At 65.9% G+C, this 21,822-nt stretch carries 21 protein-coding genes; 12 read left to right on the forward strand and 9 right to left on the reverse strand.

Features of this window, described 5'->3' with window-relative positions; all coding sequences use genetic code 11:
- Window positions 1–45 precede the first annotated feature (45 nt).
- Complete coding sequence (locus QZ609_RS07875) at window positions 46–408, reverse strand: DUF1304 domain-containing protein (RefSeq protein ID WP_295492956.1); 363 nt, start codon at window positions 406–408, stop codon at window positions 46–48.
- A gap of 128 nt (window positions 409–536) precedes the next feature.
- On the opposite strand from QZ609_RS07875, the gene QZ609_RS07880 reads away from it, so the two are divergent.
- The 5 genes from QZ609_RS07880 (at window position 537) to QZ609_RS07900 (ending at window position 6,944) form a co-directional block, all read left to right on the forward strand.
- Window positions 537–1,253: a dienelactone hydrolase family protein gene (locus QZ609_RS07880; protein ID WP_295492958.1), complete on the forward strand. Its 717-nt coding sequence runs from the start codon at window positions 537–539 to the stop codon at window positions 1,251–1,253.
- 464 nt (window positions 1,254–1,717) lie between these two features.
- Entirely contained in the window at window positions 1,718–2,725 is a 1,008-nt protein-coding gene (locus QZ609_RS07885) for an ABC transporter substrate-binding protein (RefSeq protein WP_295492960.1), read from the forward strand.
- Between the two features lie 10 nt (window positions 2,726–2,735).
- Window positions 2,736–5,000, forward strand: a complete 2,265-nt coding sequence (locus QZ609_RS07890) for a PAS domain S-box protein (RefSeq protein WP_295492962.1) — start codon at window positions 2,736–2,738, stop codon at window positions 4,998–5,000.
- Window positions 5,001–5,025: 25 nt separating this feature from the next.
- The gene (locus QZ609_RS07895) at window positions 5,026–5,478 is read left to right on the forward strand and encodes a response regulator (protein ID WP_295492964.1); all 453 of its coding nucleotides are present in this window, start codon (window positions 5,026–5,028) and stop codon (window positions 5,476–5,478) included.
- Window positions 5,475–6,944, forward strand: coding sequence for a PAS domain-containing protein (locus QZ609_RS07900; protein ID WP_295492966.1), 1,470 nt, complete (start codon window positions 5,475–5,477; stop codon window positions 6,942–6,944). Before QZ609_RS07895 ends, QZ609_RS07900 begins: the two co-directional genes overlap by 4 nt.
- A 53-nt stretch (window positions 6,945–6,997) precedes the next feature.
- On the opposite strand, the gene QZ609_RS07905 is transcribed toward QZ609_RS07900, so the two are convergent.
- From QZ609_RS07905 to QZ609_RS07935, 7 genes are all read right to left on the reverse strand, one after another.
- Window positions 6,998–8,620 (reverse strand): NAD(P)/FAD-dependent oxidoreductase, encoded by a 1,623-nt coding sequence (locus tag QZ609_RS07905; protein ID WP_295492968.1) that lies wholly within the window; start codon window positions 8,618–8,620, stop codon window positions 6,998–7,000.
- A gap of 12 nt (window positions 8,621–8,632) precedes the next feature.
- Entirely contained in the window at window positions 8,633–10,210 is a 1,578-nt protein-coding gene (locus QZ609_RS07910; RefSeq protein WP_295492971.1) for a polyamine aminopropyltransferase, read from the reverse strand.
- Between the two features lie 111 nt (window positions 10,211–10,321).
- Window positions 10,322–11,044, reverse strand: a complete 723-nt coding sequence (locus QZ609_RS07915; protein WP_295492972.1) for an ABC transporter ATP-binding protein — start codon at window positions 11,042–11,044, stop codon at window positions 10,322–10,324.
- On the reverse strand, window positions 11,041–11,790 hold the full coding sequence (locus QZ609_RS07920) for an ABC transporter ATP-binding protein (protein WP_295492975.1): 750 nt from the start codon (window positions 11,788–11,790) through the stop codon (window positions 11,041–11,043). Before QZ609_RS07920 ends, QZ609_RS07915 begins: the two co-directional genes overlap by 4 nt.
- The gene (locus QZ609_RS07925) at window positions 11,787–12,746 is read right to left on the reverse strand and encodes a branched-chain amino acid ABC transporter permease (RefSeq protein WP_295492978.1); all 960 of its coding nucleotides are present in this window, start codon (window positions 12,744–12,746) and stop codon (window positions 11,787–11,789) included. The genes QZ609_RS07920 and QZ609_RS07925 overlap by 4 nt, the downstream gene beginning before the upstream one ends.
- Entirely contained in the window at window positions 12,743–13,612 is an 870-nt protein-coding gene (locus QZ609_RS07930; RefSeq protein WP_295492980.1) for a branched-chain amino acid ABC transporter permease, read from the reverse strand. The genes QZ609_RS07925 and QZ609_RS07930 overlap by 4 nt, the downstream gene beginning before the upstream one ends.
- Window positions 13,613–13,662: 50 nt before the next feature.
- Window positions 13,663–14,922, reverse strand: a complete 1,260-nt coding sequence (locus tag QZ609_RS07935) for an ABC transporter substrate-binding protein (protein ID WP_295492983.1) — start codon at window positions 14,920–14,922, stop codon at window positions 13,663–13,665.
- A 336-nt stretch (window positions 14,923–15,258) separates the two neighbouring features.
- Between QZ609_RS07935 and QZ609_RS07940 the strand changes: the two genes are divergently transcribed.
- The 7 genes from QZ609_RS07940 to QZ609_RS07970 all read left to right on the forward strand — a co-directional run bounded on the left by QZ609_RS07940 (window position 15,259) and on the right by QZ609_RS07970 (window position 21,678).
- Window positions 15,259–15,648 carry a DUF350 domain-containing protein gene (locus QZ609_RS07940; protein WP_295492986.1) on the forward strand — a complete coding sequence of 130 codons (390 nt, stop codon included), beginning with the start codon at window positions 15,259–15,261 and terminating at the stop codon, window positions 15,646–15,648.
- Between the two features lie 41 nt (window positions 15,649–15,689).
- Window positions 15,690–16,727, forward strand: a complete 1,038-nt coding sequence (locus QZ609_RS07945; RefSeq protein ID WP_295492988.1) for an SPFH domain-containing protein — start codon at window positions 15,690–15,692, stop codon at window positions 16,725–16,727.
- 76 nt (window positions 16,728–16,803) lie between these two features.
- Window positions 16,804–18,255: a DUF4178 domain-containing protein gene (locus QZ609_RS07950; RefSeq protein WP_295492991.1), complete on the forward strand. Its 1,452-nt coding sequence runs from the start codon at window positions 16,804–16,806 to the stop codon at window positions 18,253–18,255.
- Window positions 18,252–18,437, forward strand: a complete 186-nt coding sequence (locus QZ609_RS07955; protein ID WP_295492994.1) for a hypothetical protein — start codon at window positions 18,252–18,254, stop codon at window positions 18,435–18,437. The genes QZ609_RS07950 and QZ609_RS07955 overlap by 4 nt, the downstream gene beginning before the upstream one ends.
- Entirely contained in the window at window positions 18,434–18,865 is a 432-nt protein-coding gene (gene speD / locus QZ609_RS07960) for an adenosylmethionine decarboxylase (protein WP_295492997.1), read from the forward strand. The genes QZ609_RS07955 and speD overlap by 4 nt, the downstream gene beginning before the upstream one ends.
- A gap of 228 nt (window positions 18,866–19,093) precedes the next feature.
- On the forward strand, window positions 19,094–20,383 hold the full coding sequence (cqsA, locus tag QZ609_RS07965; RefSeq protein WP_295492999.1) for an alpha-hydroxyketone-type quorum-sensing autoinducer synthase: 1,290 nt from the start codon (window positions 19,094–19,096) through the stop codon (window positions 20,381–20,383).
- Window positions 20,380–21,678, forward strand: a complete 1,299-nt coding sequence (locus tag QZ609_RS07970; RefSeq protein ID WP_295493002.1) for a HAMP domain-containing sensor histidine kinase — start codon at window positions 20,380–20,382, stop codon at window positions 21,676–21,678. The genes cqsA and QZ609_RS07970 overlap by 4 nt, the downstream gene beginning before the upstream one ends.
- A gap of 25 nt (window positions 21,679–21,703) precedes the next feature.
- Here the strand turns inward: QZ609_RS07970 and QZ609_RS07975 are convergent.
- A partial coding sequence (locus tag QZ609_RS07975; RefSeq protein WP_295493007.1) for a hypothetical protein occupies window positions 21,704–21,822 on the reverse strand: 119 nt, incomplete at its 5' end.

Below are 21,822 nucleotides of genomic sequence, written 5' to 3' on the forward strand. Positions count from 1 at the left end.
GGCGGAGACTTCTGCGCCGTTGCCGAGGCCATTCACCTCAGCACGTCAGGCAAACCACCCCAGCCCCAACGCCACCAGCGCCGGCACCGTCTGCACAAACACGATCCGCTTGCTGACGGTGATCCCGCCCCAGATGCCGGCAATCGCCACGCAGATCAGCCCATACAGCGCGAACGATGCCGACACGGTGGCATCCGGTGCCACCAGCCCCAGCGCCAGCGCAATCACCAGGAAGCCGTTGTACAGCCCCTGGTTCGAAGCCATGGCCGCGGTTTCAGCGGCCTTCTCGGGCGTGATGCGGAACACCTTCGGCCCGCGCGTTTTCCACAGCACCATCTCGAGCAGCACGATGTACATGTGGATCAGCATCACCAGCAGGTAAACGGCGAGGGCGAGGGTTCGGATCATGGCAATTTTTTGTAATGATGGTCCGGCAATGATAGAGGGTTTGATTCGGAAGCCTGCACCGTCGGACCTGAAAAATTCATCGCCAGGGGCTATGCTGTGCGCTCTTGTTCTACCAGAGGAGCCACCGCATGAAAGCAACGCAAGGATCCATGATCACGTATCAGCGCCCGGACGGTCAGCAGGTCCAGGGCTATCTGGCCAAGCCGGCCAAGCAAGCGGGCGCGCCGGGCATCGTCGTCATCCAGGAGTGGTGGGGCCTGAACGACCAGATCCGTGGCGTGGCCGACCGCCTGGCGCGTGCCGGCTATGTGGCGCTGGTGCCCGACCTGTACCGCGGCAGCCAGACCGTGGAAGAGGAAGAAGCCCACCACCTGATGACCAACCTGAACTTTGGCGACGCGGCCACGCAAGACATTCGCGGCGCCGTGCAATACCTCAAGCAGCACTGCGAGCGCGTGGGCGTGACCGGCTACTGCATGGGTGGTGCGCTGACGCTGCTGGCGCTGTGCAATACGCCGGAGGCAGATGCCGGCGTGGTGTGGTACGGCCTGCCGCCGCTGGAATACATCGATGCGTCGAAGATCAAGGTGCCGGTGCAAGGCCACTGGGCCACGCAAGATCAGTTCTTCAAGATCGAGTCGGCCGACGCGCTCGAGCAGAAGCTGCGCGAGGCCGGTGTCGATGTCGAGTTCCACCGCTATCTCGCGCACCACGCCTTCGCCAATGAAACGGCCGTGGGCTCGGGCCGCATCGCCGCCACGCAGTACGACCCGGTTTGGGCGCAACAGGCGTGGGATCGTGCCCTGACGTTCCTCGGCCGCACGCTCTGGCCGCGCCAGGGGTAAGGCTCGGCGCGTTCACCGCAATCCGCAAGCGTTGTTGGGCGATCCCGACTGAGTCCCGTGTTCAGGCGCCAGCCCCTAGCCGTCCGACACCCCAGGGGGCCCCGTCACGGGACAGAGGCCCGCACGGTATCCCCCCCGGGAGGGGGGCGTGCGCCATATCGCCGCCCGCGCGGCTTGTCGGACGATTGCGCGTGTCTATACTGCATCCGGTGAAGCCGGACCTGGCCCTTGCTGAGGACGTACGCGAACCGCTTGGGCGCATAACGCGTATTGGTTAGACCCGCAGCCTCGGCCCGCCCCGGCAACGGGGGAATTCTCGTCGTCGGAAACCAATTCTTGCAGCGAACATTGCCGGGAAGGAGCGGTTGGTCTTCGCCTCGCGGCAAGAGCGTGCGTACAGCCTTGACGCAGAGGGGGGCCTCGCGATGAGAATCAAGCTTGATTCCCAAGCCGGCGGAAGGCGCTTGATTTACGCCGTCGTCAGCCTCGTTGTGCTGGCGGCTCTGGCGGGGGGCGCAGCTTACGCTTGGATCGGCCGCCACGTCCCGATTCAGGACGATGCCGCGCCTGAACGCGTGGTCATTGCGACCATTGTCTACGCGGGTTCGTGCCCGGTGATCGCCGCACAAGCGAAAGGGTATTTTACGAGCGAGGGCATACAGGCCGCCATCCCGGCTTACACCAGCGGGAAAGCGTCGCTGGACGCGGTATTGGCCGGGCAGGCGGACCTCGGCTTGGTCGCCGACCTCCCTGTCATGTTCGCCGTGATGGATCATCGGCCTCTGTCTGTGGTCGCGACGGTCGCCAAGACTGAGAACGACCACGGCATCGTCGGCCGTAAAGACCGTGGGGTCACCTCGCCGGCGAATCTGCAAGGAAAGAGAATCGGCGTCGCAGTTGGAACCAGCGCGCACTTCGTTCTCGACGTTTTGCTGACCCGGTACCAACTGTCCGCCCGCGATGTCATCGTGCGCGATCTCAAGCCCGAGGCACTTTCGCGTGCCCTGGCGATGGATGAAATCGATGTCGCCTCGACCTGGGAGCCGAATCTGGGCAAGCTTCAATCCCAGCTCGGCGGCAATGGGACGACCTTCGTGATTGGGGACATCTACAAGATGTCGACGAACCTCGTCGGCACGCAGGCCTATGTCGCGAGTCATGAAAAGACCCTCGAGAAAGTGCTTCGCGCCATGATGCATGGGGCGCGCTTCTGCGAGGAAAGTCCCAATGAAGCGCGCGAGCTCGTTGCCGCATCCGTCAAAGTCGACGCGGCGGATTTGAAGGCTTCGTGGTCCGACAATCGATTCCACGTGACGCTCGACCAGAGTCTGCTGCTGGAGCTTGAAGACGAGACCCGCTGGGCGGTCAAGAACAGGCTGACGGGGCGCGCCGACATGCCCAACTACCTGGGCCATCTCCATCTGGACACCCTGCAGGCCGTTGCGCCGGCTGCGGTGACGGTGATTCACTAAAGGCGCGCCAATGAAGATCTCGACGCGACTCGCGTTGACCGGATCGCTCGCGGCAGGCGCCGCGGTGGTCATCACTGCCGTGCTGCTGTTTGCCAACCAGCAAATGAGGGCAGACCTCACCAACAACGAGACCGCTGGCGATGTTCTCAATGCAGCCACCGCGCTCCGCTATCTCACGCTTGAGTACGTGGCCGGACATGAGGCCCGGCCGCGAGCGCAATGGCAGTTGCGCGATGCCTCGCTTTCGAAGCTGCTCTCGAGTACCGCGGAGTTTGGCAGCAGGAGCGACCAGGCGACACTGGATGGGCTCCGTCACACACATCAAAACATCGAGCGCCTGTTTGCCGAACTCGTTTCGAACCGCCAAGAGGGGCAAGCCCATGACGACAGGGATCCCATCTCTCAGGAGAAGGAGGCCCGCTTGACCGGCCAGATCATGAGCCGGGCGCAAGACATGATTTCGGATGCCCTGGCCCTGTCCGAAAGCAGCCGGCGCAGCATGCTGAATGCACAGCAACGCGTGAATATCGCGCTCGCCGTGTTCGGCGCCGTGGTCTTGCTGGTGCTCGCCGCTACCTGGATCCTGTTGCTGCGAACCGTGATCCGGCCACTGGAGCGGTTGCGCGCGGGGACGGTGGCGGTGGGCGCCGGCAACCTGAATCACCGGCTCGCCATCACTTCGCACGACGAGATCGGGGACCTCTCACGGGCGTTCGACGCGATGGTGGAAGCGCTTAGGGACAGCACTGTCTCGCGCGAGGAATTGGGGAAGGCAAACGAAGTTTTGCAGGGGGAAATCGACGAGCGAAAACGGGCCGAAGCGCGCTTCCGTCTGGTCGTCGAGGCTGCGCCCAATGCGATGATCATGGTCAACCGCGAGGGCCGGATCGTACTGGTCAATTCGCAGACCGAAAAGGTGTTCGGCTACGCGCGCAACGAACTGATCGGGCGGAGCGTTGACGCGCTCGTGCCGCAGCGCTTCCGGCGCGGCCATCCCGACTACCGTGCGGCGTTCTATGGGGCCCCCGGAAGCCGCCCGATGGGCGCGGGCCGCCACCTCTATGGCCTGCGTCGGGACGGCACCGAACTGCCGGTGGAAATTGGCCTGAATCCGATCGAGACCCCCGAGGGCATGTTCGTCCTCGCGGCCATCGTGGATATCACCGAGCGCCGGAGGCAAGAGGAGCGTTTCCGTGCGACGGTCGAGTCCGCGCCGACCGCGATGGTGATGATGGACAGCACCGGCGTGATCACGCTGGTCAACGCGTTGACGGAGTCCGTCTTTGGCTACAGCCGGGACGAACTGCTTGGCCAGCCGGTCGAAATCCTGCTGCCGGACCGCTATCGCATCGGGCACCCGCGATTGCGCGAAGGGTTCTTGCGTGGTCCGAGCGCCCGCCGGATGGGCGAGGGGCGTGACCTGTTCGGCCAACGCAAGGACGGCTCGGAATTCCCGGTGGAGATCGGGCTCAACCCGATCGAGACCCCGGACGGCACATCCGTGCTCGCGGCGATCGCGGACATCACGGAACGCAAGCGTGCAGAGGAGGTGCTGCGCCAGCTAACCGAGGAACTGGGCCGCTCGAACCAGGATCTGGAGCAGTTTGCTTACGTCGCTTCTCATGACCTGCAGGAGCCGTTGCGGGCGATTGCTGGGCCATTGCAGTTGTTGCAACGGCGCTACCAGGGACAGTTGGACGCGCGCGCCGACGAGTTTATCGGGCACGCAGTCGATGGCGCCGGCAGAATGCAGGCGCTGATTGACGATCTGCTGATGTTTTCACGTGTGGGGCGGTCCGAAGAGCCCCACCAACTGACGGAGTCCGCACAGGCGCTGGATAACGCGCTCAGAAATCTGAGTGCCGCGATCCGGGAAAGCGGGGCGCAGATCACCACTGACAAGCTACCCATGGTCAGCGCGATATCAGGCCAGATCTCGCTGTTGTTCCAGAACCTCGTGGGAAACGCGATCAAGTTCCGCAATAAGGATTGCCAGGCGCAGATTCACGTAGGAGCCGAAAGCCGGGACGATGCGTGCGTGTTTCACATCAAGGACAACGGGATCGGGATCGACTCTCAGTATTTCGAGCGAATTTTCCTCATTTTCCAGCGTCTGCATACCCGTCGCGACTATCCCGGCACTGGCATCGGACTCGCGCTGTGCAAACGCATCGTGGAACACCACGGCGGCCGCATCTGGGTCGAGTCCGAACCCGGCGCGGGCACCACGTTTTCATTCACCCTGCCCACGCAGGTCAGGCACGGAACGCGATAACGATGCAACCCAAGTGAGGCAGTCCATGAATGTCGATGCAACGGACGCTCTGGTCGAGATCCTGCTGGTGGAGGACAGCCCGACCGACGCGATGATGACCCGGGAGGCTCTGGAGTATTACAAGGTCCTCAACCCGCTAAAGATCGTGGAGGACGGGGTGGCGGCTATGGAATATCTGAGGTGTCAGGGGCCCTATGCGTCTGCGCGGCGGCCTGGCCTCATCATTCTCGATCTCAACCTGCCGAGGATGAGCGGCCGGGAAGTACTCAAGGAACTCAAAAGCGATGTGACGCTCCGTACGATTCCGGTCGTGATTCTGACCACGTCCAAATCCGAAGAAGACGTGGTGAGGTCGTACGGCCTTCATGCCAACTGCTATGTCACCAAGCCTGTGGATTTCGCAAAGTTCACCGAAGTCGTGCGCAGCATCAACGAATTCTGGCTAGGTGTGGTGACCCTTCCTCCGGTGAAGCCATGAACCTCCCGCAACGCAAGGTCGAGATCCTGCTGGTGGAGGACAGCCTATCCGATGTATTGCTGGTCGAGGAAGCGCTCTCCGATGTGGCGGACTTCGAGCCCCGGCTGACACATGCCGAACTGTTATCGGCGGCGCTCGCTGAGCTGCAGACAAGGCCATGCGATGTGGTGCTGCTCGACCTGGGATTGCCCGACTCGCGAGGGCTGAACACATTCCGGGCATTCCGTCGGCAGGCCCCCGATGTGCCGGTGCTTGTGTTGACGGGCCTGGACGATCTGTCTGTCGGTCTGAGGGCGATACGCGAGGGTGCGCAGGACTACCTGCTCAAAAAGGAGATCGGGACGTCGCTGCTCACGCGTGCGATCCGCTATGCGATGGAGCGGCACCGCGTTGCCGCTGCGCTCTCGGCCAGCGAGGAGCGGTTTCAGCTTGCCGTGAGCGGCGCGACCGCCGGGCTGTGGGATTGGAATCTGCAAACGGGGGCGGTCTATTTCTCGGCCCATTTCAAGAGAATCATGGGCTATGAAGACCACGAACTATCCAACGATGCGCAGGCGCATCAGGACGCGATTCATCCGGACGACTCCGAGCGGGCCATGAATGCCCTCAAAGCGCATCTGGAGCACGGGAGCGCATACGACGTCGAATATCGCGTGCGCACCCGATCCGGCGGCTTCCGATGGATCCAGTCCCGCGGGCAGGCGCTCTGGAGCAGCTCCGGCGAGCCGTACCGCATGGTGGGCTGGATCATGGACATCACGGACCGCAAGCGCGACGAGGACGCCTTGCGAATATCGCGCGAGGAGCTGCGACGCCTGTCTACGCACATCCAGCATATCCGAGAGGAGGAAAAGGCGCGCATCGCACGTGAATTGCACGACGACCTGGGCCAGCAGGTGACGGAGCTGAAGATGGCGGTGATGTTGGTCGAAGAGAAACTGAATGGTGCTGCGCCACCATCGGCGGCACGCTACTTGCCTGGCGTGTATGCATCGATCGACCAGTTAGTGGATTCGGTGCGACGGATCTCGGCGGACCTGTGTCCTGTCTTGCTCGATGATCTCGGCCTGATTCCAGCGATTGAGTGGCTGACCAGCGAGTTTTCGGCGCGTTATGGCGTGCGGGTGATCAGCGAGATCGATGCAGATGAAGTCGCCTTCAATCGGGACAGCCGAATCGATGTGTTTCGCATGATCCAAGAGGCGCTGGCGAATGTTGCACGTCATTCTGGCGCAAGCGAAGTCAAGCTGAGTATCGTTCGCGATGAGCCGAATTGCATCGTGCGGATCGCTGACAACGGTCGCGGTGCCGTGCTTGACGCACGCCCAGGCCGCAATTCGCTCGGCCTGCTCGGGCTGCGCGAGCGCGCCGCACGGTTGGCGGGGAACGTGCAGATCAGCACGGCACCCGGTTCGGGCTTCACGTTAGCCGTCACGTTGCCGCTTGCCGCCGTCGAGGCAACATAGCAAGACAGATGCGCTTTCTTGACCTTGCCGCCGCCATCGCGGCGCAGCAAAGATCAGCCCGCCGCGATACGCCGTGCGGCCTGGTCACCCCACCACGCGGCCTCCTCGAAGACGGAATAGCCGGACAGGTCCGCATGCGCGTAGTGGATCGGTCCTGCGCTCTCGCGCAGGCGCGCAATCGTGGGGCGTGAGAGAAAGCCCGGCACCGGAATCGCCATGGCGTGTCCACGCAGGGTCAGGTCTGCACGGCGGATCTGCGCGCGCAGGCGGATGCCGTACACGGTGTCCAGGTCGGCCAGCGCGCGGTCCAGCAGCGCTTGCGGCGGCGCCTTCAGCAGCCATTCGCGTGCGGCCTTCGGGGTCATGTCCGACAGCGCTACGTAGGCTGTGAACACGCTCTGCGCCGGCGGCCCGACGCGGATGTCCTGGTGATTGGCCACCACGTAACCGAGGCCGGTGCCGCGATAGACCACGTTGTCCCACGCCAGCGGCGTGTCGTCGTGCTCGGGCGGGAAGCCGTCGATCAGCAGGTTGGCCAGCAGCCACGGTGCGGCCTCGGGCAGTTCGGCGGCGGGCACGTCGAAGCCTTCGACCACGTGCTTGGCCACGTGCAGCGGCATGGCGCTCACCACATGGTCGGCCAGCAGGCGCACGACGCGGCCATCCGCTTGCAGCACGTCGGCGAAGACGCGTGCGCCGCCTTCATTGGTGTTGCCGATGCGCGCGGCGCTGCCCGCAAGCAGTCGGCCGGCGTCCTTCAGCCCGGCCGCCTCGAACAGGCGCTCGGCCATCCAGTCCAGCCCTTCCGGCCATGTCAGCACGGTGCCTTGCTCCGCATTGGCCGCCAGTCCACCACGGCTGGCGAAGTAGGCGAGCCCGGCCCAGGCGGAGACGTGGTCGGCGGTCGCGCCATAGTCGTCGCGGCAGCAGTAGTCGGCATACCAGTGCAGCGTGGCGGCTTGATAGCCCTCGCGGTGCAGCCAGTCGCGAAAGGTGAGCGCATCGAGCGCGCGCCAGCTTGGGTCGGCGGAGGCCAGGGCCGTCGGGACGGTGAAGATGCGGCGGCCGTCGGCGCCCGTGGTCTGGCGCAGGCGGTCGATGTGGGCGAAGAAGCGGACGTGTTCGGCGCGTTCGGCATCGGTGATGCCCTCGTGCGGCACGAAGCCGTCCTGCCAACGGTTGCCGAGCCACAGGCGTTCGTCGGGGGCGTGGACGAGCACGCGTTCGTCATAGGTCGGGCGCAGGCCAAACGGGTTGCGCTCGATCACGCCGAAGTCGGCCAGCATCTCGCGCACGTGGGTCGATTCCATCGACGGCAGCGGCAGGTAGTGCGCGCCGGTCGGGAAACGTTGGGTGCCGAACGCACCGCCTGCGGCGTTGCCGTAGCGCTCGGGGCCTTCCACCACCACCGCGTCGCGCCGACCGCTCTTGGCGAGTCGCCAGGCGCAGCTCAATCCGCCGATGCCGCTGCCGCAAATGGCGACACCCACGCGCCGCGTCTCCGACGGTGCGGGTAGCGCCTTCAGGTCGCGCAACTGATGGCCCGCTGCCTGCCCAGGTAGGCGCACGTTGGGCGTGATCTCGGTCAGCGCGCGAAAGCCGGCCCATGATGCGGCGCCGGCTGCCGCCACGCCCGCTGCGGCGGCGCCGATCAGGAAGCTGCGTCGCGTGGTCATGACGTGCTCACCTCAACGCAGCACGCCGTGCCAGTCTTCTTCGAAATACCGCACCAGCGACTGGTTGTTCAGCCGGTTGGGCTCCACCTGCGGACGCGGCATGTCGGGCGCGAAGCTGAACATCTGGTGCGTGGTGTCGGCATCCAGGAAGCGCGTCGGCACACGGTACGCGGTGGGCGGCTGGAAATCCGCCCGGCCCGGCGCGGCCAGGATGAAGCCCCATTCGCCAAACGACGGCACCAGCGCGTGATACGGCCACGTGCGGTAGCCGGCCTCCTTCAAGGTCGCATCCACGCACCAGTACGAGCGTGGCGCGAAGTAGGGCGAGGTGGCCTGGATGACGACGAGACCCGTGTCCGCCACGTGGCGCGACAGCAGCCGATAGAACGGTACCGAATACAGCTTGCCGATGCTGAAGTTGGACGGGTCCGGAAAATCGACGATGGCCACGTCGAACATGTCCGTGGCGGTCTGCAGCCATTGCCCGGCATCCGCATTGACGATCGTCACGCGCGGGTCGCTAAAGGAATGCTGATTGAGCGCAACCAGCGCCTCCGCGTGCGAGAACAGGTTGGTCATGCGCGGGTCCAGGTCGACCAGCGTGACGTGCTCGATCTGCGGATACTTCAGGATCTGGCGCAGCGCCAGCCCATCGCCGCCGCCCAGCACCAGCACGCGCCGCGCGCCGCGCACGGATTCCAGCGCGGGCAGCACCAGCGCTTCGTGGTAGCGGTACTCGTCGCGCGAGGAGAACTGCAGGTTGCCGTTGATGTACAGGCGCAGGTCGTCCTTCCAGCGCGTCACCACCAGCCGCTGGTAGGGCGAGGAGATCGCGTGGATGATCTCGTCGCCAAACAGCGCGCGCTCCGACCAATGCGTAAGCCGGTCCGACGCGCCAAAGCCCGCCAGCAGCGCCGCCGCCACCGCGCCCGCGCGCCAGGCCATGGCCGTGCGCATGCGCGCCGACAGCGCCAGCTCGGCACGGAAGTGCCACAGCGTCCAGACCGCAATCGCGGTGTTGAGCAGGCCGAACAGGAAGCCGGTGCGCACCAGCCCCAGGCGCGGCGCCAGCACCAGCGGAAACAGCAGCGAGACGGCCAGCGCGCCCAGGTAGTCGAACGTCAGCACGCGGCTGACCAGGTCGGAAAACTTGGCCTGCCGGCGATGCAGCATGCGCATGACCAACGGAATCTCCATGCCGACCAGCACGCCGATCACCGTCACCAGCGCATACAGCACCAGCCGGAACGGCGCCGATTCCAGCGCAAACAGCACAAATAGCCCTGCGGCCGACACGCCGCCAAACAGCCCCACCAGCAGCTCCAGATCGACAAAGCGCGCCAGCAGCGCTTCGTCCGCCACGTAGCGCGACAGCCACGAGCCGATGCCCATGGCAAACAGATAGGCGCCGATGATGGAGGAGAACTGCAGGATCGAATCGCCCAGCAGGTAGGAGGCCAATGCCCCGGCAATCAGCTCATAGGCCAGCCCGCACGAGGCGACCACGAACACGGCCAGGACCAGCAGGGCATTGCCACGACCTTGTGGCGAGGAGGAATCGAGAACGGCGTCGGGCTGCGGCGTCGACATGCGAAGGGCGGGAGTCTGGACGAAGGATGATCGGGCGTTAATACATGCGCCGATGCGGCGAGCGCGATTGTGCCGATTTTTTGCCGAACCGGCGAGCCCAACCGTCCGTGCTTATGCCGCCGCACTCGCCCCCGTCAGCGCAAGCACTCGTCCCTCGTCCGCCGCCAGCTCCCGCGCACTGCCGGAATAAACAATGCCGCCGTCGTCCAGCACATAGGCGTGGTCGGCAATCTCCAGGCTCATGCGCGCGTTCTGCTCGACCAGCAGGACGGTGATGCCCGCATCGCGCATCTGGGCGACCACGCGAAACACCTCGCGCACCACCAGCGGTGCCAGCCCTTGCGACGGCTCATCGAGAATCAGCAGGCGCGGGTTGAGCAGCAGCGCGCGGCCCAGTGACAGCATCTCCTGCTCGCCGCCCGAGAGCGAGCGGCCGCGGCTGAGCTTGCGCTCGGCCAGGCGCGGGAACAGCGCGTAGATGCGGGGGATCGTCCAAGGCCCACTGCGCTCGACCGGCACCTTCAGGTTCTCTTCGACCGTCAGATTGGCGAAGATGCGGCGGCCCTCCGGCACGTAGCCGACGCCACTGGCGGCGATGCGGTAAGTCGGCCAGCGCGTGGTGTCGGCGCCGAACAGAGTCACGCGCCCCTGCCGCGCAGGCGTCAGGCCCATCAGCGTGCGCAGCGTGGTGGTCTTGCCGGCGCCGTTGCGGCCGAGCAGGACCGTGATGCGGCCCTCGGCGGCCTCCAGGCTCACGCCATGCAGGATGTGGCTCTTGCCGTAGTAGGTGTGCAGCCCCTCGGCGGTCAAGGCGAATTGCGGCGCCGCGCTCATGACGCACTCCCCAGGTAGGCGGCCTGCACGGCCTCGTTGGCGGCGATCTGCGCCGGCGTGCCCTCGGCCAGCAGCCGCCCCTGGTCGAGCACGGTGATGCGATCGGCCAGGTCGAACACCACGCGCATGTCGTGCTCGATCAGCACGATGGTGAAGTTGTTCTCCCGGTGCAGGCGGTGGATCAGCTGCATGGTCTCGTCGGTCTCCTGGTCGCCCATGCCGGCGGTGGGCTCATCGAGCAGCAGCAGACGCGGCCGCAAGGCCAGGGCGATGGCGATCTCGGTGGCGCGCTGGTCGCCGTGGGCCAGTTCACCGGCCAGGCGGTTGGCCTTGCCGCGCAGGCCGGTGAGGTCGAGCGTCTGCTCCACGTGCTCGTGCACGCGCGCCTGGTCCGCCGCGCTGATCCACGGCCGCAGGCGAAAGCCTGCTGTTGCTTCCGCGCTGATGCGCACGTTCTCGAACACCGTCAGCTCCGGAAAGATCTCCGTGATCTGGAAGGTGCGCGCAATGCCCGCCGTTACACGCCGGTGCGCGGCCAGGCCGGTGATGTCGCGGCCTTCAAAGGCGATGGTGCCCGCTGTCGGCCGGAAGAAGCCGCTGATGAGGTTGAAGAACGTCGTCTTGCCCGCGCCATTCGGGCCGATGACGGCGCGCAGCTCGCCGGGCTCCACCGTCAGGGACACATCGTGCACCGCGACCAGGCTGCCGAAGTGCTTGCTGACGTGTTCGACGGTGAGCACGCTCACGATTCGCCCCTGCGCCGAATCACCCCTAGCAAGCCACGCGGGAAGAACAGCACGATCGCCACGAACAGCATGCCGACGAACGACATCCAGTTGATGGTGATGCTCGACAGGTAGTCCTGCAGCACCACAAACACCACCGCGCCCAGCAGCGGCCCCCAGAAGCTGCGCATGCCACCCATCACGGCCATCATCACGAAATCGCCCGACTGGCTGTAGTGCAGGCCGCGGGGGTCGGCGAAGTTGTTCAGCAGCGCGTACAGCGCGCCGGCAAAACCCATGAAGAAGCACGACAGCGTGAAGGCGATCCAGATGTGCCGGTTGACGGGGATGCCGAGAAAGCGCGCGCGCCGCTCGTTCTCGCGGATGGCGATCATGGTGCGGCCGAACGGAGAGCGCAGGACGAAGGCCATCAACCCGGTCGCCAGCGCCAGGCAGGCCAGCACGAAGTAATAGAACGCGTTGGCGTTGGAGAGGATGTCGATGGTGGTGAAGCCGAGGTTGAGCGGCGCCCGCGCGAAGCCGCGCAACCCGTCATCACCACCGGTGAGCGAACTCCACTGGAACGCGATGTAGTAGAACACCTGCCCGAAGGCGATCGTGACCATGGCGAAGTAGACGCCACGGCGCCGCACGCTCAACGCGCCCAGCATCGCCCCGGCGATGCCGCCGAGCAGCGTGCCGCATACCAGCGCCAGCGGCGTACTGGGCGCCAGGAACTTCAGCGCGAAGCCCGCACCGTAGGCGCCCAGCCCGAAGTACGCCGCATGGCCGAACGACAGCACGCCGGTGAAGCCCAGCAGGAAGTTGACCGACATCGCCGCCAGTCCGAGCACCAGCACGCGCGTGCCCAGCGCCGTGTAGCCGCCCAGCGCCGGCATCCAATAGGGCGCGAGCAGCAGCGCCGCCCAGATCGCCAGCGGCCCCAGCAGACGGCGGAGCGATGCAGGTGCGCTCATGTCAGCATGCCTTCTTCACCCAGCAGCCCGCGCGGGCGCAGCAGCAGCACCAGGGCCATCATCACGTAGATGACCGCCTCGCTGGCGGCCGGCAGGAACACCGCCGTGATGCCCGACGCCACCCCAATGAGCAGCCCGCCCAGCAGCGTGCCCGTCAGGCTGCCCACCCCGCCGACGATGATGGCGATGAAGCTCGGCATCAGCAGCCCGGTGCCCATGGTCGGCTCCAGCCCGAGCTGCCCGGCCGCCAGCACGCCGGAGAGGCCCGCCAGGAAGATGCCAACCGCAAAGTTGAGTGAGCGCAACCGCCCCACGTTGATGCCGAGCGCTGCCACGGTCTCCAGGTCCAGTGTGCCGGCGCGGATGCGGATGCCCATGCGCGTGTAGCGCAGCAGCAGGAAGAGCGCCGCCACCGTCACCGCCACCGTGCCGACCATGAACAGCCGGTAGCCGGTGATGAAGAAGAACTCGCTGGAGAGCGGTTGCGCCAGCGCCTCGGGAATCGTCACCGGCTTGCCCTGTGCGCCCCAGATGAAGCGCGTGCCGTCTTCAAACACGAACGCCAGGCCGAAGGTCAGCAGCAGGCTGTAGAGCGGGTCACGCCCGTACACGCGGCGGATCAGCAAGCGCTCCAGCACCAGCCCGAGCAGCGCGGCAATCGGCGGCGCGATCAGCAGCGCGCCCCAGAAGCCGACGTACGGTGTAATCGTGTACGCGATATAGCCGCCGATCACGAGAAACCCGCCGTGCGCGAAGTTGATGACGTTGCTCAGGTTGAGGATGAGCGACAGCCCGAGCGCCATCAGCACGTAGAACGCGCCGATGATCAGCCCGTTGGTGATGTTGAAGAGCAGCAGTTGCGTCATGGCCCCCGACGCGTCCTGGTGCGCGCTATGTGCGGTGGTTGGCGGCTACGTCAGGCCGGCCACTTGATGCTGCAGCCGGTCGCACTCTCGGGCGGCGCGGTCTTGTCGCCGGGCACGATGTTGTCGACGCGGAACAGGTCTTCCGGGTCGCCCGCCGGCTTGCTCAGCGCCTCGCCCACGAAGGCTGACGTCATCAGCTGATGGTCGCCCTTGCGGTAGTAGCACTTGTTGGGCTGCAGCTTCACGTCGTCGGGCAGCTCGAAGCCGCCGAGCGCCTCGGCGAGCTTTCTCGAATCGAGCGTCTTCTCTCGGTTGGCGATCCCGGCCAGCGTGTGCACCGAGGTGTAGCCGAACCAGTGGCGCGCGGTCGGCACCTTGCCGTTGTTGACCTTGCGGATGTCGGCGACGAACTTCTCCACGTGCGGCACACCCGGCTGCTTCCAGTACCACTCGAACATCCACACGCCGACGCGCGCCTCGGGCGGCATCGCCTCCAGCGATTCCAGCTCCTGCTGCAGCCCGGCGATGTGGATCTGCTTGCCGATGCCAAACTGCGCGATCTGCTTGAGGCAGTTGACCATGTCCGAGCCCTGCGGCAGCACCAGCAGTACGTCGGGGTTGGCCGCGCGCGCCTTGATCAGGAAGGACGAGAAGTCGGTGGTGCCCAGCGGTGTCAGCTCATTGCCGGTGATGGTGCCGCCCAGCTTCTGCAGGTCGGCCGCCGCCGCCTTCTGCAGCGTGTGGCCGAAGGCGTAGTCCGGCGTGATGAAGTGCCACTTCTTGCCGTACTTGGTGAACAGCAGGTTGGCCACGGCGTTGGCCTCCATGCTGGTGGTGTTGCACACGCGGTAGACGTTCCACTTGCAGTCGCTGCCGGTGATGGTGTCGGTGTGTCCGCCCGACACGATGTGCAGCACGCGCTTCTCGTTGCTGACCTGGGAGATGGCCTGCGCGATGCCGGAGTTCACGTCGCCGATCAGGAAGTTCACCTGGTCGCGCTCGATCAGCTTGCGCGCCTTCTGCACGCCGGTGCCGACGTCGTTGGCGGAGTCCTCCACCAGCAGTTCGATCGGCCGGCCGAGGATGCCCCCGCGGGCGTTGATCTGTGCCACGGCAAGCTTGGCGCCCGTGACCTCGTTCTGGGCCACGGCAGCGTAGACGCCCGTCAGCGGGTCGACCATGCCGATGCGGATGGGGGTGTCGCCGCGCGCCTTGAGGATGAAGGGCGGTGCCAGCTGCACCGCCGCCGCCGCAACGGCGGTTTTCAGGATGGTGCGACGATCAACGTGGATGCAATTCGGTGTCGTCATGGCTGCCCCCTGACTGTCGTGTCGAATCGGCCAATCGCCTGAGCCTCGCGCGCATGCGCGAGGGGTCTCCTATCAATCAACTTTAGGTGTGCGGACTGAGTTGCACAAGGAGGGGCAACCGGCGAGAACGGTTGATGGGCAAGGGTTTCTACGGGGTGTGGGTGGCGTGGCGAAGGCGGGTACGCCGCCGTCATGTACCGGCAACGGCACGCGGCTTGATTAAGGGGTGATAACAAACGCCAGGCAGGGCAGCCGGCGGGGGGTACGCAAGCGTCACGCGGCCCGCTATAGTGGCGCCACTTGCGGCCAGATGCCGCCTCCGGAGCCCTCAGCCTCATGATCGCCCCCATCATTGCCTATGCAACGCACCTGCTGGCCGGCGCCATCGTTTTCGCCGGCTTTTTCTTCGTGTACCTCAAGCTGACGCCGTACGATGAGTTCAAGCTGATCCGCGAGGGCAACGTGTCCGCGGCGCTGTCGCTGGCGGGAGCACTGCTGGGCTTCGTGTTCACCATCGCATCCAGCATCCAGCACAGCGATGGCCTGATGCCGTTCCTGTTCTGGGCGGTGATGGCCTCGGTGGTGCAGCTGATTGTGTTCCTGGTGCTCACGCGCCTGATGCCGGATTACCGGCTGCAGATCGAGCACAACAACACGGCAGCCGGTGGCCTGTTTGGCGTGAGTGCACTGGCGGTCGGCATCATCAACGCCGCCTGCCTGTCCTAATTTTTGTCCTGCCTCGCATAACCATCACGAAGGAGTTTCCCGTGAGCCTGTCCGATTTCATCAGAAAGCAGTTTCTCGACATCCTGCAGTGGACCGAGGGTGAGGACGGCGTCTTGGCCTGGCGCTACCCGATGCAGGACATGGAAATCCGCTACGGCAGCAGCCTGACCGTGCGCGACTCGCAGATGGCGATGTTCGTCAACGAGGGCCAGATCGCCGACGTGTTCCGCGCCGGCATGTACAAGCTGACCACGCAGACGCTGCCGGTGCTGACCTACCTGAAGAACTGGGACAAGCTGTTCGAGTCCCCCTTCAAGTCCGACGTCTACTTCTTCAGCACGCGCCAGCAGCTCGGCCGCCGCTGGGGCACGCCGCAGCCGGTGACGGTGCGCGACAAGGATTTCGGCATGGTCCGCCTGCGCGCCTTTGGCGTGTATGCCTACCACGTGGCCGATCCGAAGCAGTTCTACCAGCAGGTGAGCGGCACGCGCGATGCCTATACCGCTGAAGAAGTCGAGCAGCAGCTCGGCCCCGTCATCATGGGCGCGATGGCCACGGCGTTTGGCGAATCCGGCGTGCCGTTCCTGGACCTGGCCGCTAACCAGACGCTGATCTCGACCAAGGTGCGCGAGGTGCTGGCACCGCAGTTCACGCAGTACGGCCTGGCGCTCGATAGCTTCCAGGTATCGAGCATCACGCTGCCCGACGAGCTGCAGGCTGCAATGGACCGCCGCATCAGCATGGACATGACCGGCGACATGGGGCGCTTCACGCAATACCAGACCGCCGAATCGCTGCCGCTGGCGGCGCAGAACCCGGGCGGTATCGCCGGCACGGGTGCGGGGCTGGCAGCAGGCTTGGCGATGGGGCAGGTGATGGCCGAGAGCATGCGCACGGCGGTGCAGGGCGGCGGCGCTGCTGCACAGCCGGCTGCGCAAGCCCCGGCAGCCCCGGCTGCCGACGACCCGACCGCGCGTCTGGCCAAGCTCAAGGAGCTGCTCGACAAGGGTCTGATCACCCAGGCCGATTTCGATGCCGGCAAGGCCGCCGTGCTCAAGGCGCTGACCGGCGGCGTTTGAGCGCAGCCCATCGCATCGTCCTGCGGGGCAGCCTGGATGGCTGCCCTGCCTTTCTGCGTCATCCAACACCCTGACCATGTTTCATGCCAACTGCCCGGCGTGCGGCGCGCCGGTGGAACTGAAGTCTGCCGCCGCCGTGATGGCGGTGTGCAGCTTCTGCAAGAGCACGCTGCTACGCGACGGCGAGACGCTGCAGGACATCGGCAAGATGTCCGCCGTGCTCGAAGACTACGCACGCGTGCAGATCGGCACGACTGGGCGCTACAAGGGCCGCGGCTTTACCGTGGTCGGCCGCATCCAGTTGCGCTACGACGCCGGTTTCTGGAACGAGTGGTACGTGCTGTTCGACGACGCCACCGACGGCTGGCTGGCCGAGGCCTCCGGCCAGGTCACGATGACCTTCGCGCGTGGCACGCCGGCCGATGCCGTTGCCTTTGAATCGCTGCGGCCCGGCCAGTCCTACAACGCCGATGGCAAGGTCTTCGTGCTCTCCGACGTGCGCGAGGCCGATTGCACCGGCGGCCAGGGCGAGCTGCCGTTCCGCGTAGGCGAGGGCTGGCATGCGCGCGTGGCCGACGGCCGCAGCAAGGACGCCTTCCTCACGCTCGACTATTCCGACGGCACTGCGCCCACGCTGTACCTGGGCGAAGCGACCACGCTCAAATCGCTCAATTGCCAGTTGCTGCGCTCGGATCAGGAGATCCAGGACAGCGCCGGCACCTTGCCGGGCAAACTGGTCAACCTGGACTGCCCGTCGTGTGGCGCTGGCATCCCGTTCGGGCCGGGCGCCACCGCGCACCTGCTGTGCCCATCGTGTGGCACCACCATCGATGCGTCGACGCCGCGCGCGGAGATCGTCGAGCGCGCGCGTTCGGTGCCGCAGGTCGAGACCACGCTGGAGCTGGGCGCCAAGGCGCTGATCGATGGCGTGCAGTGGCAGATCATCGGCGTGATGCGCCGTACCGTGGTCAACGACGCGGGCGAGTGGTTCGAATACCTGCTGTATAGCCCTAAGCGCGGCTTCCTCTGGCTGGTCGAGACCGATGAGGGCTGGTCACGCGCCAGCGTGCTCGACCGCTGGCCGGAGACGGTCGACGCGGGTGGCGCCGTGCTCGAAGGCAAGCGCTACAACCGCAGCGACGACTACAGCGCGCGGGTGACCTACGCCGCCGGCGCCTTCAACTGGCGCGTCAAGAGCGGCGACGTGACCCGCGTGATCGAATATGGCGCCAGCGTCAACGGCCTGGCCGCGGAGAGCGACGCGCACGAGCTGAACTGGTCCAGGAGTTCGCCGGTCTCCACCGCGCAGATGAAGGCGTGGTTCGGCAAAGTGGTGGAGGAACCCGCGCGCAAGCCGGAAGCCAGCGGCTACATGTCGGTGGCGATCGTCGCCTGCGTGCTGCTGGGCCTGTTCGGACTGGTACCGTTCTTCATGGCGCCGGGCTCGGTGTTCGGCATCTCCTTCATCGCCGCGCTGCTGTTGCTGCTGCCGGCCTGGTTGATGGGGCTGGTGGGAGGCGCGGAATGAAGCGTTTTTTCGTGATGTATGCCGTGGGTGTCGTCATCGGCGCCACGTACATGAACTGGAAGGCCGGTTTTGCCGCACCGCGCACGCCGTCATATGGCAGCAGCACGGGTGGGTCGTCGTACTGGGGCGGCTCGTCGGGCGGCAGCGGTTACGGCGGTGGCTTCAGCGGGGGCCATAAGTGACGCGTGTGGACGTTGCGCCCACTACGGCCGACACTGGCGGGCCTGCGGTGGGTGAACACCTGCTGCTGGACCTCTACGGCGTGGCCCCTGCGCTCCTGCGCGATGCGCGCTTGCTGGAAGCCGCCTTGCGCGAGGCGGCCGACGCCCTGGGCGCCACCATCCTCCACTGCCATCTGCATCGCTTCGGCACATTGCACACTGGCGACCCATCTGGCGACCCGTCGGACACCGGCGGCGTGACCGGCGTGCTGCTGCTGGCCGAATCGCACCTGTCCATCCACACCTGGCCCGAGCACAGGTTTGCCGCCATCGATGCCTTCATGTGCGGCACCGGCACGACACACGCCGCGCGTGCCGTGTTCGAACGGGCCCTGGCGCCCGCACGCGTCGACGTGCGCATCGCACAGCGCGGCGGCACAGCGGGTTAGCGATTTCGATTTAAGCCGAACGGGGCGGGTTTCACCGGTCGCCCGCCATTCCGCGCGCGGCAAGCGTGTCCCGCGTCCGCGCGCTGCCATTCCCCAACTGACACCGCGTCATTGACAAGACTCGTATGCACCGACGTGCCATGATGGCGCATCGGATTGCATCTAGGTGGCTGATGCAAGGCCACCGGCGTTTGGTTTCTCCATCACCAACCCAACGACGAGGCCTCCATGACCACGCTGCCCACGCACGTCCCGCCTTCCGTACTCCCCACGCCTTCCATCGCTACGCCAGCCTTGCCGGACTGGATTCTCGCCCGCATGCGGGGCCATTTCGACGAGCGCATGGCCAAGCTCTGGGGCGGCGATCATCTGCTGCACGGCCGCTCACCCGGCCCCGGCGCCTTGTTCCTGAACAGCAACGACTATCTGTGCCTGCTCGGCGAGCGCGCGCTGGTGCGTGCGCAGGCGCGCGCGCTGCTGGGGCATGAGCACGAGCTGCTCATGTCGGCGGTGTTCCAGCATGGCGATACGGCGCAGAGCCGGGTCGAGGCCCGTCTGGCGAAGTTGATGCGGGCCGAGGCCGGCTTGATCGCGCAGTCCGGCTGGGCAGCCAATGTGGGGTTGATCCAGTGCATTGCCGGGCCGGGCGTGCCGGTCTATATCGACATGAGCGCGCATGCCTCGCTGTGGGAGGGCATCACCGCGGCCGGCGCGCAGGCGGTGCCGTTCCGGCACAACGACGTCGACCACCTGTGCCGGCAGCTGGAGCGCACGGGGCCGGGGATCATCGTGGTGGATTCGGTCTACAGCACGACCGGCAGTGTGGCGCCCTTGCCGGCGCTGGTGGTGGCCGCAGAATCGAACGGGTCGGGCATCGTCGTGGACGAATCCCACTCGCTGGGCACGCATGGGCCCGGCGGGGCCGGACTGGTGGTGCAGCTGGGCCTGGAGCGGCGGGTGCATTTCCGCACCGCGTCGCTGGCCAAGACATTTGCCGGCCGCGCGGGGGTTGTCGCCTGCAGCGGTCAGTTCAAGGATTTCTTTGCCGTGGAGGCGCGCCCGGCCATTTTCAGCTCGGGGCTGTTGCAGCATGAACTGGCCTGGTTCGCGGCCGCAGCCGATTTCATTGCCGCCGCCGACGACCGCCGCGAGCGCCTGCACGCGACCACCCGTGCAGTGCGCGCAGGCATTGCCGCGCTGGGCTACAACATCGGCGACGGCACGGAGCAGATCATTGGGCTGGAAGCCGGCTCGGAGCCCCAGGTCAAGGTGTTGCGCGACGCATTGCAGGCCCGTGGCGTGTTTGGCGCGGTATTCTGTGCGCCGGCCACGCCCAGGAATCGGGCGTTGATGCGCCTGACGCTGCATGCCAAACTCTCCGCCGCAGATATCGAGCGTTTGCTTGGCACGTTGGCCGATATCCGTGACCAGGTGGGGCTGGATGACTGGCCGTCCACGCGCAGGATGCGGCGCGCCGCAGCAGCTGTTCAACTCAATGCATGTTTGGCGAATTCATGACCAACAAAGAGGGTGGGGTCTCAAGAGCGCGTTCGGGGCGCTGGCCGGCCCGTGCATGGCAGCACCTCGTGACCTCCTTGACGAGCGCGGCGCTGCTCGATGATGAAAGCGCGGCGCGCCTGCGGCGCGTCCGCTTCGTCGGTGCGCTGGGCGTGATCGGGCACCCCTTGTATTTCGTGATCTGGTCGCAGGTTTTTCCGCAGCCTTATGAAAACGTTTGGTTGCGGGTGATCTGCACGCTGCTGTTCATCCCGCTGCTGTTTGCCAACCGGCTGTCGCAGTACCGATGGCTGCCGGCCTACGCGCTGTTTGCCATCACGGTTGGGCTGCCGTTCGCCTTCATTTTCCTGTATCTGGAGAATGCCGGGACGATGGTGTGGGCGGAGTCCGTGGTGATCGCGGTCGTGATCCTGTTCCACTTCAGCACGGCGTTTGCCCTGATCTCCCTCGTCAGCGGCGCCGTGGCCGCGACGACGCTGTTCCTGCTGGCGGGCAACGCGGTGGCGGCATTCCCGTGGCATGCGCTGTTCGAGCAGGTGCCGGTGGTGGCGTTTGTGATGGCCGTGCTGGTCGTCATCAAGCTGGATCGGCAGATCCTGGCCGAACAGAAACAGCGGGGCGTGGCGCTGGCGCTGGGCACGGTTGCCCATGAACTGCGCACGCCGCTGGCCAGCCTGGCACTGACCGCGCAGGGCATCCAGAGCCGCCTGCCGAACCTGGTGCCCGCCGAGCATCCCGACCTGCCGACAGTGCAGCATGCGGTCGAGCGCATGCGCACCGATGTCGTACGCGCCACCAACAGCATCGAACTGCTGGTGGCCAACTCGAAAGACCCGCAGACCATCATCACCACGTGGTTCGATCCGCATGACGCCATCTGCTCGGCCATTGCGGCCTTCCCGTTCGAGCCCGGCACGCGCGCGCTCGTGCAGATCGCACCGAGCGCGGGCGTGCGCGTCATGGGTAACGCCAAGCTGTTCGAGCACATCATCACCAACCTGACCAAGAACGCGCTGGAGGCCATCCAGCGCGTCGGCAAGGGCGACATCTGCATCGGCTATGCACTGGCGCCACGTATCGTGGAGGTGGTCGTGCGCGACACCGGGGCTGGCGTGTCACCAACCGTGCTCAAGCGGATGTTCCAGCCGTTCTTCTCCTACCCGGCCCATCGGGGCACGGGCATCGGCCTGATGTTCTGCCGCAAGGTCTTGCGCGGCTGGGGCGCCAGCATCTCGTGCAGCTCGGTCGAGCACGAGTACACCGAATTCCGCATCCGATTTCCCCAGCCGCGTTGAGGGCAGAGGGCAGGCAGGTCTCTGCTCACCGGCCGACCATATTCTCCGGCCGCACCCACGCGTCGAACTGCTCGCCCGTGACGTAGCCGAGCGCCAGCGCGGCCTCGCGCAGGCTGGTGCCTTCCTTGTGCGCCTTCTTGGCGA

This window comes from uncultured Ralstonia sp., from assembly GCA_913056305.1.
In the GTDB taxonomy this organism is placed as follows: domain Bacteria; phylum Pseudomonadota; class Gammaproteobacteria; order Burkholderiales; family Burkholderiaceae; genus Ralstonia.

Excerpts from the sequence above, each read along its gene's own strand:
- QZ609_RS07875 (WP_295492956.1), bottom strand. The coding sequence starts at position 408 with ATGATCCGAACCCTCGCCCTCGCCGTTTACCTGCTGGTGATGCTGATC.
- QZ609_RS07880 (WP_295492958.1), top strand. The coding sequence starts at position 537 with ATGAAAGCAACGCAAGGATCCATGATCACGTATCAGCGCCCGGACGGT.
- QZ609_RS07890 (WP_295492962.1), top strand. The coding sequence starts at position 2,736 with ATGAAGATCTCGACGCGACTCGCGTTGACCGGATCGCTCGCGGCAGGC.
- QZ609_RS07895 (WP_295492964.1), top strand. The coding sequence starts at position 5,026 with ATGAATGTCGATGCAACGGACGCTCTGGTCGAGATCCTGCTGGTGGAG.
- QZ609_RS07900 (WP_295492966.1), top strand. The coding sequence starts at position 5,475 with ATGAACCTCCCGCAACGCAAGGTCGAGATCCTGCTGGTGGAGGACAGC.
- QZ609_RS07905 (WP_295492968.1), bottom strand. The coding sequence starts at position 8,620 with ATGACCACGCGACGCAGCTTCCTGATCGGCGCCGCCGCAGCGGGCGTG.
- QZ609_RS07910 (WP_295492971.1), bottom strand. The coding sequence starts at position 10,210 with ATGTCGACGCCGCAGCCCGACGCCGTTCTCGATTCCTCCTCGCCACAA.
- QZ609_RS07915 (WP_295492972.1), bottom strand. The coding sequence starts at position 11,044 with ATGAGCGCGGCGCCGCAATTCGCCTTGACCGCCGAGGGGCTGCACACC.
- QZ609_RS07925 (WP_295492978.1), bottom strand. The coding sequence starts at position 12,746 with ATGAGCGCACCTGCATCGCTCCGCCGTCTGCTGGGGCCGCTGGCGATC.
- QZ609_RS07930 (WP_295492980.1), bottom strand. The coding sequence starts at position 13,612 with ATGACGCAACTGCTGCTCTTCAACATCACCAACGGGCTGATCATCGGC.
- QZ609_RS07935 (WP_295492983.1), bottom strand. The coding sequence starts at position 14,922 with ATGACGACACCGAATTGCATCCACGTTGATCGTCGCACCATCCTGAAA.
- QZ609_RS07940 (WP_295492986.1), top strand. The coding sequence starts at position 15,259 with ATGATCGCCCCCATCATTGCCTATGCAACGCACCTGCTGGCCGGCGCC.
- QZ609_RS07950 (WP_295492991.1), top strand. The coding sequence starts at position 16,804 with ATGTTTCATGCCAACTGCCCGGCGTGCGGCGCGCCGGTGGAACTGAAG.
- QZ609_RS07955 (WP_295492994.1), top strand. The coding sequence starts at position 18,252 with ATGAAGCGTTTTTTCGTGATGTATGCCGTGGGTGTCGTCATCGGCGCC.
- cqsA (WP_295492999.1), top strand. The coding sequence starts at position 19,094 with ATGACCACGCTGCCCACGCACGTCCCGCCTTCCGTACTCCCCACGCCT.
- QZ609_RS07970 (WP_295493002.1), top strand. The coding sequence starts at position 20,380 with ATGACCAACAAAGAGGGTGGGGTCTCAAGAGCGCGTTCGGGGCGCTGG.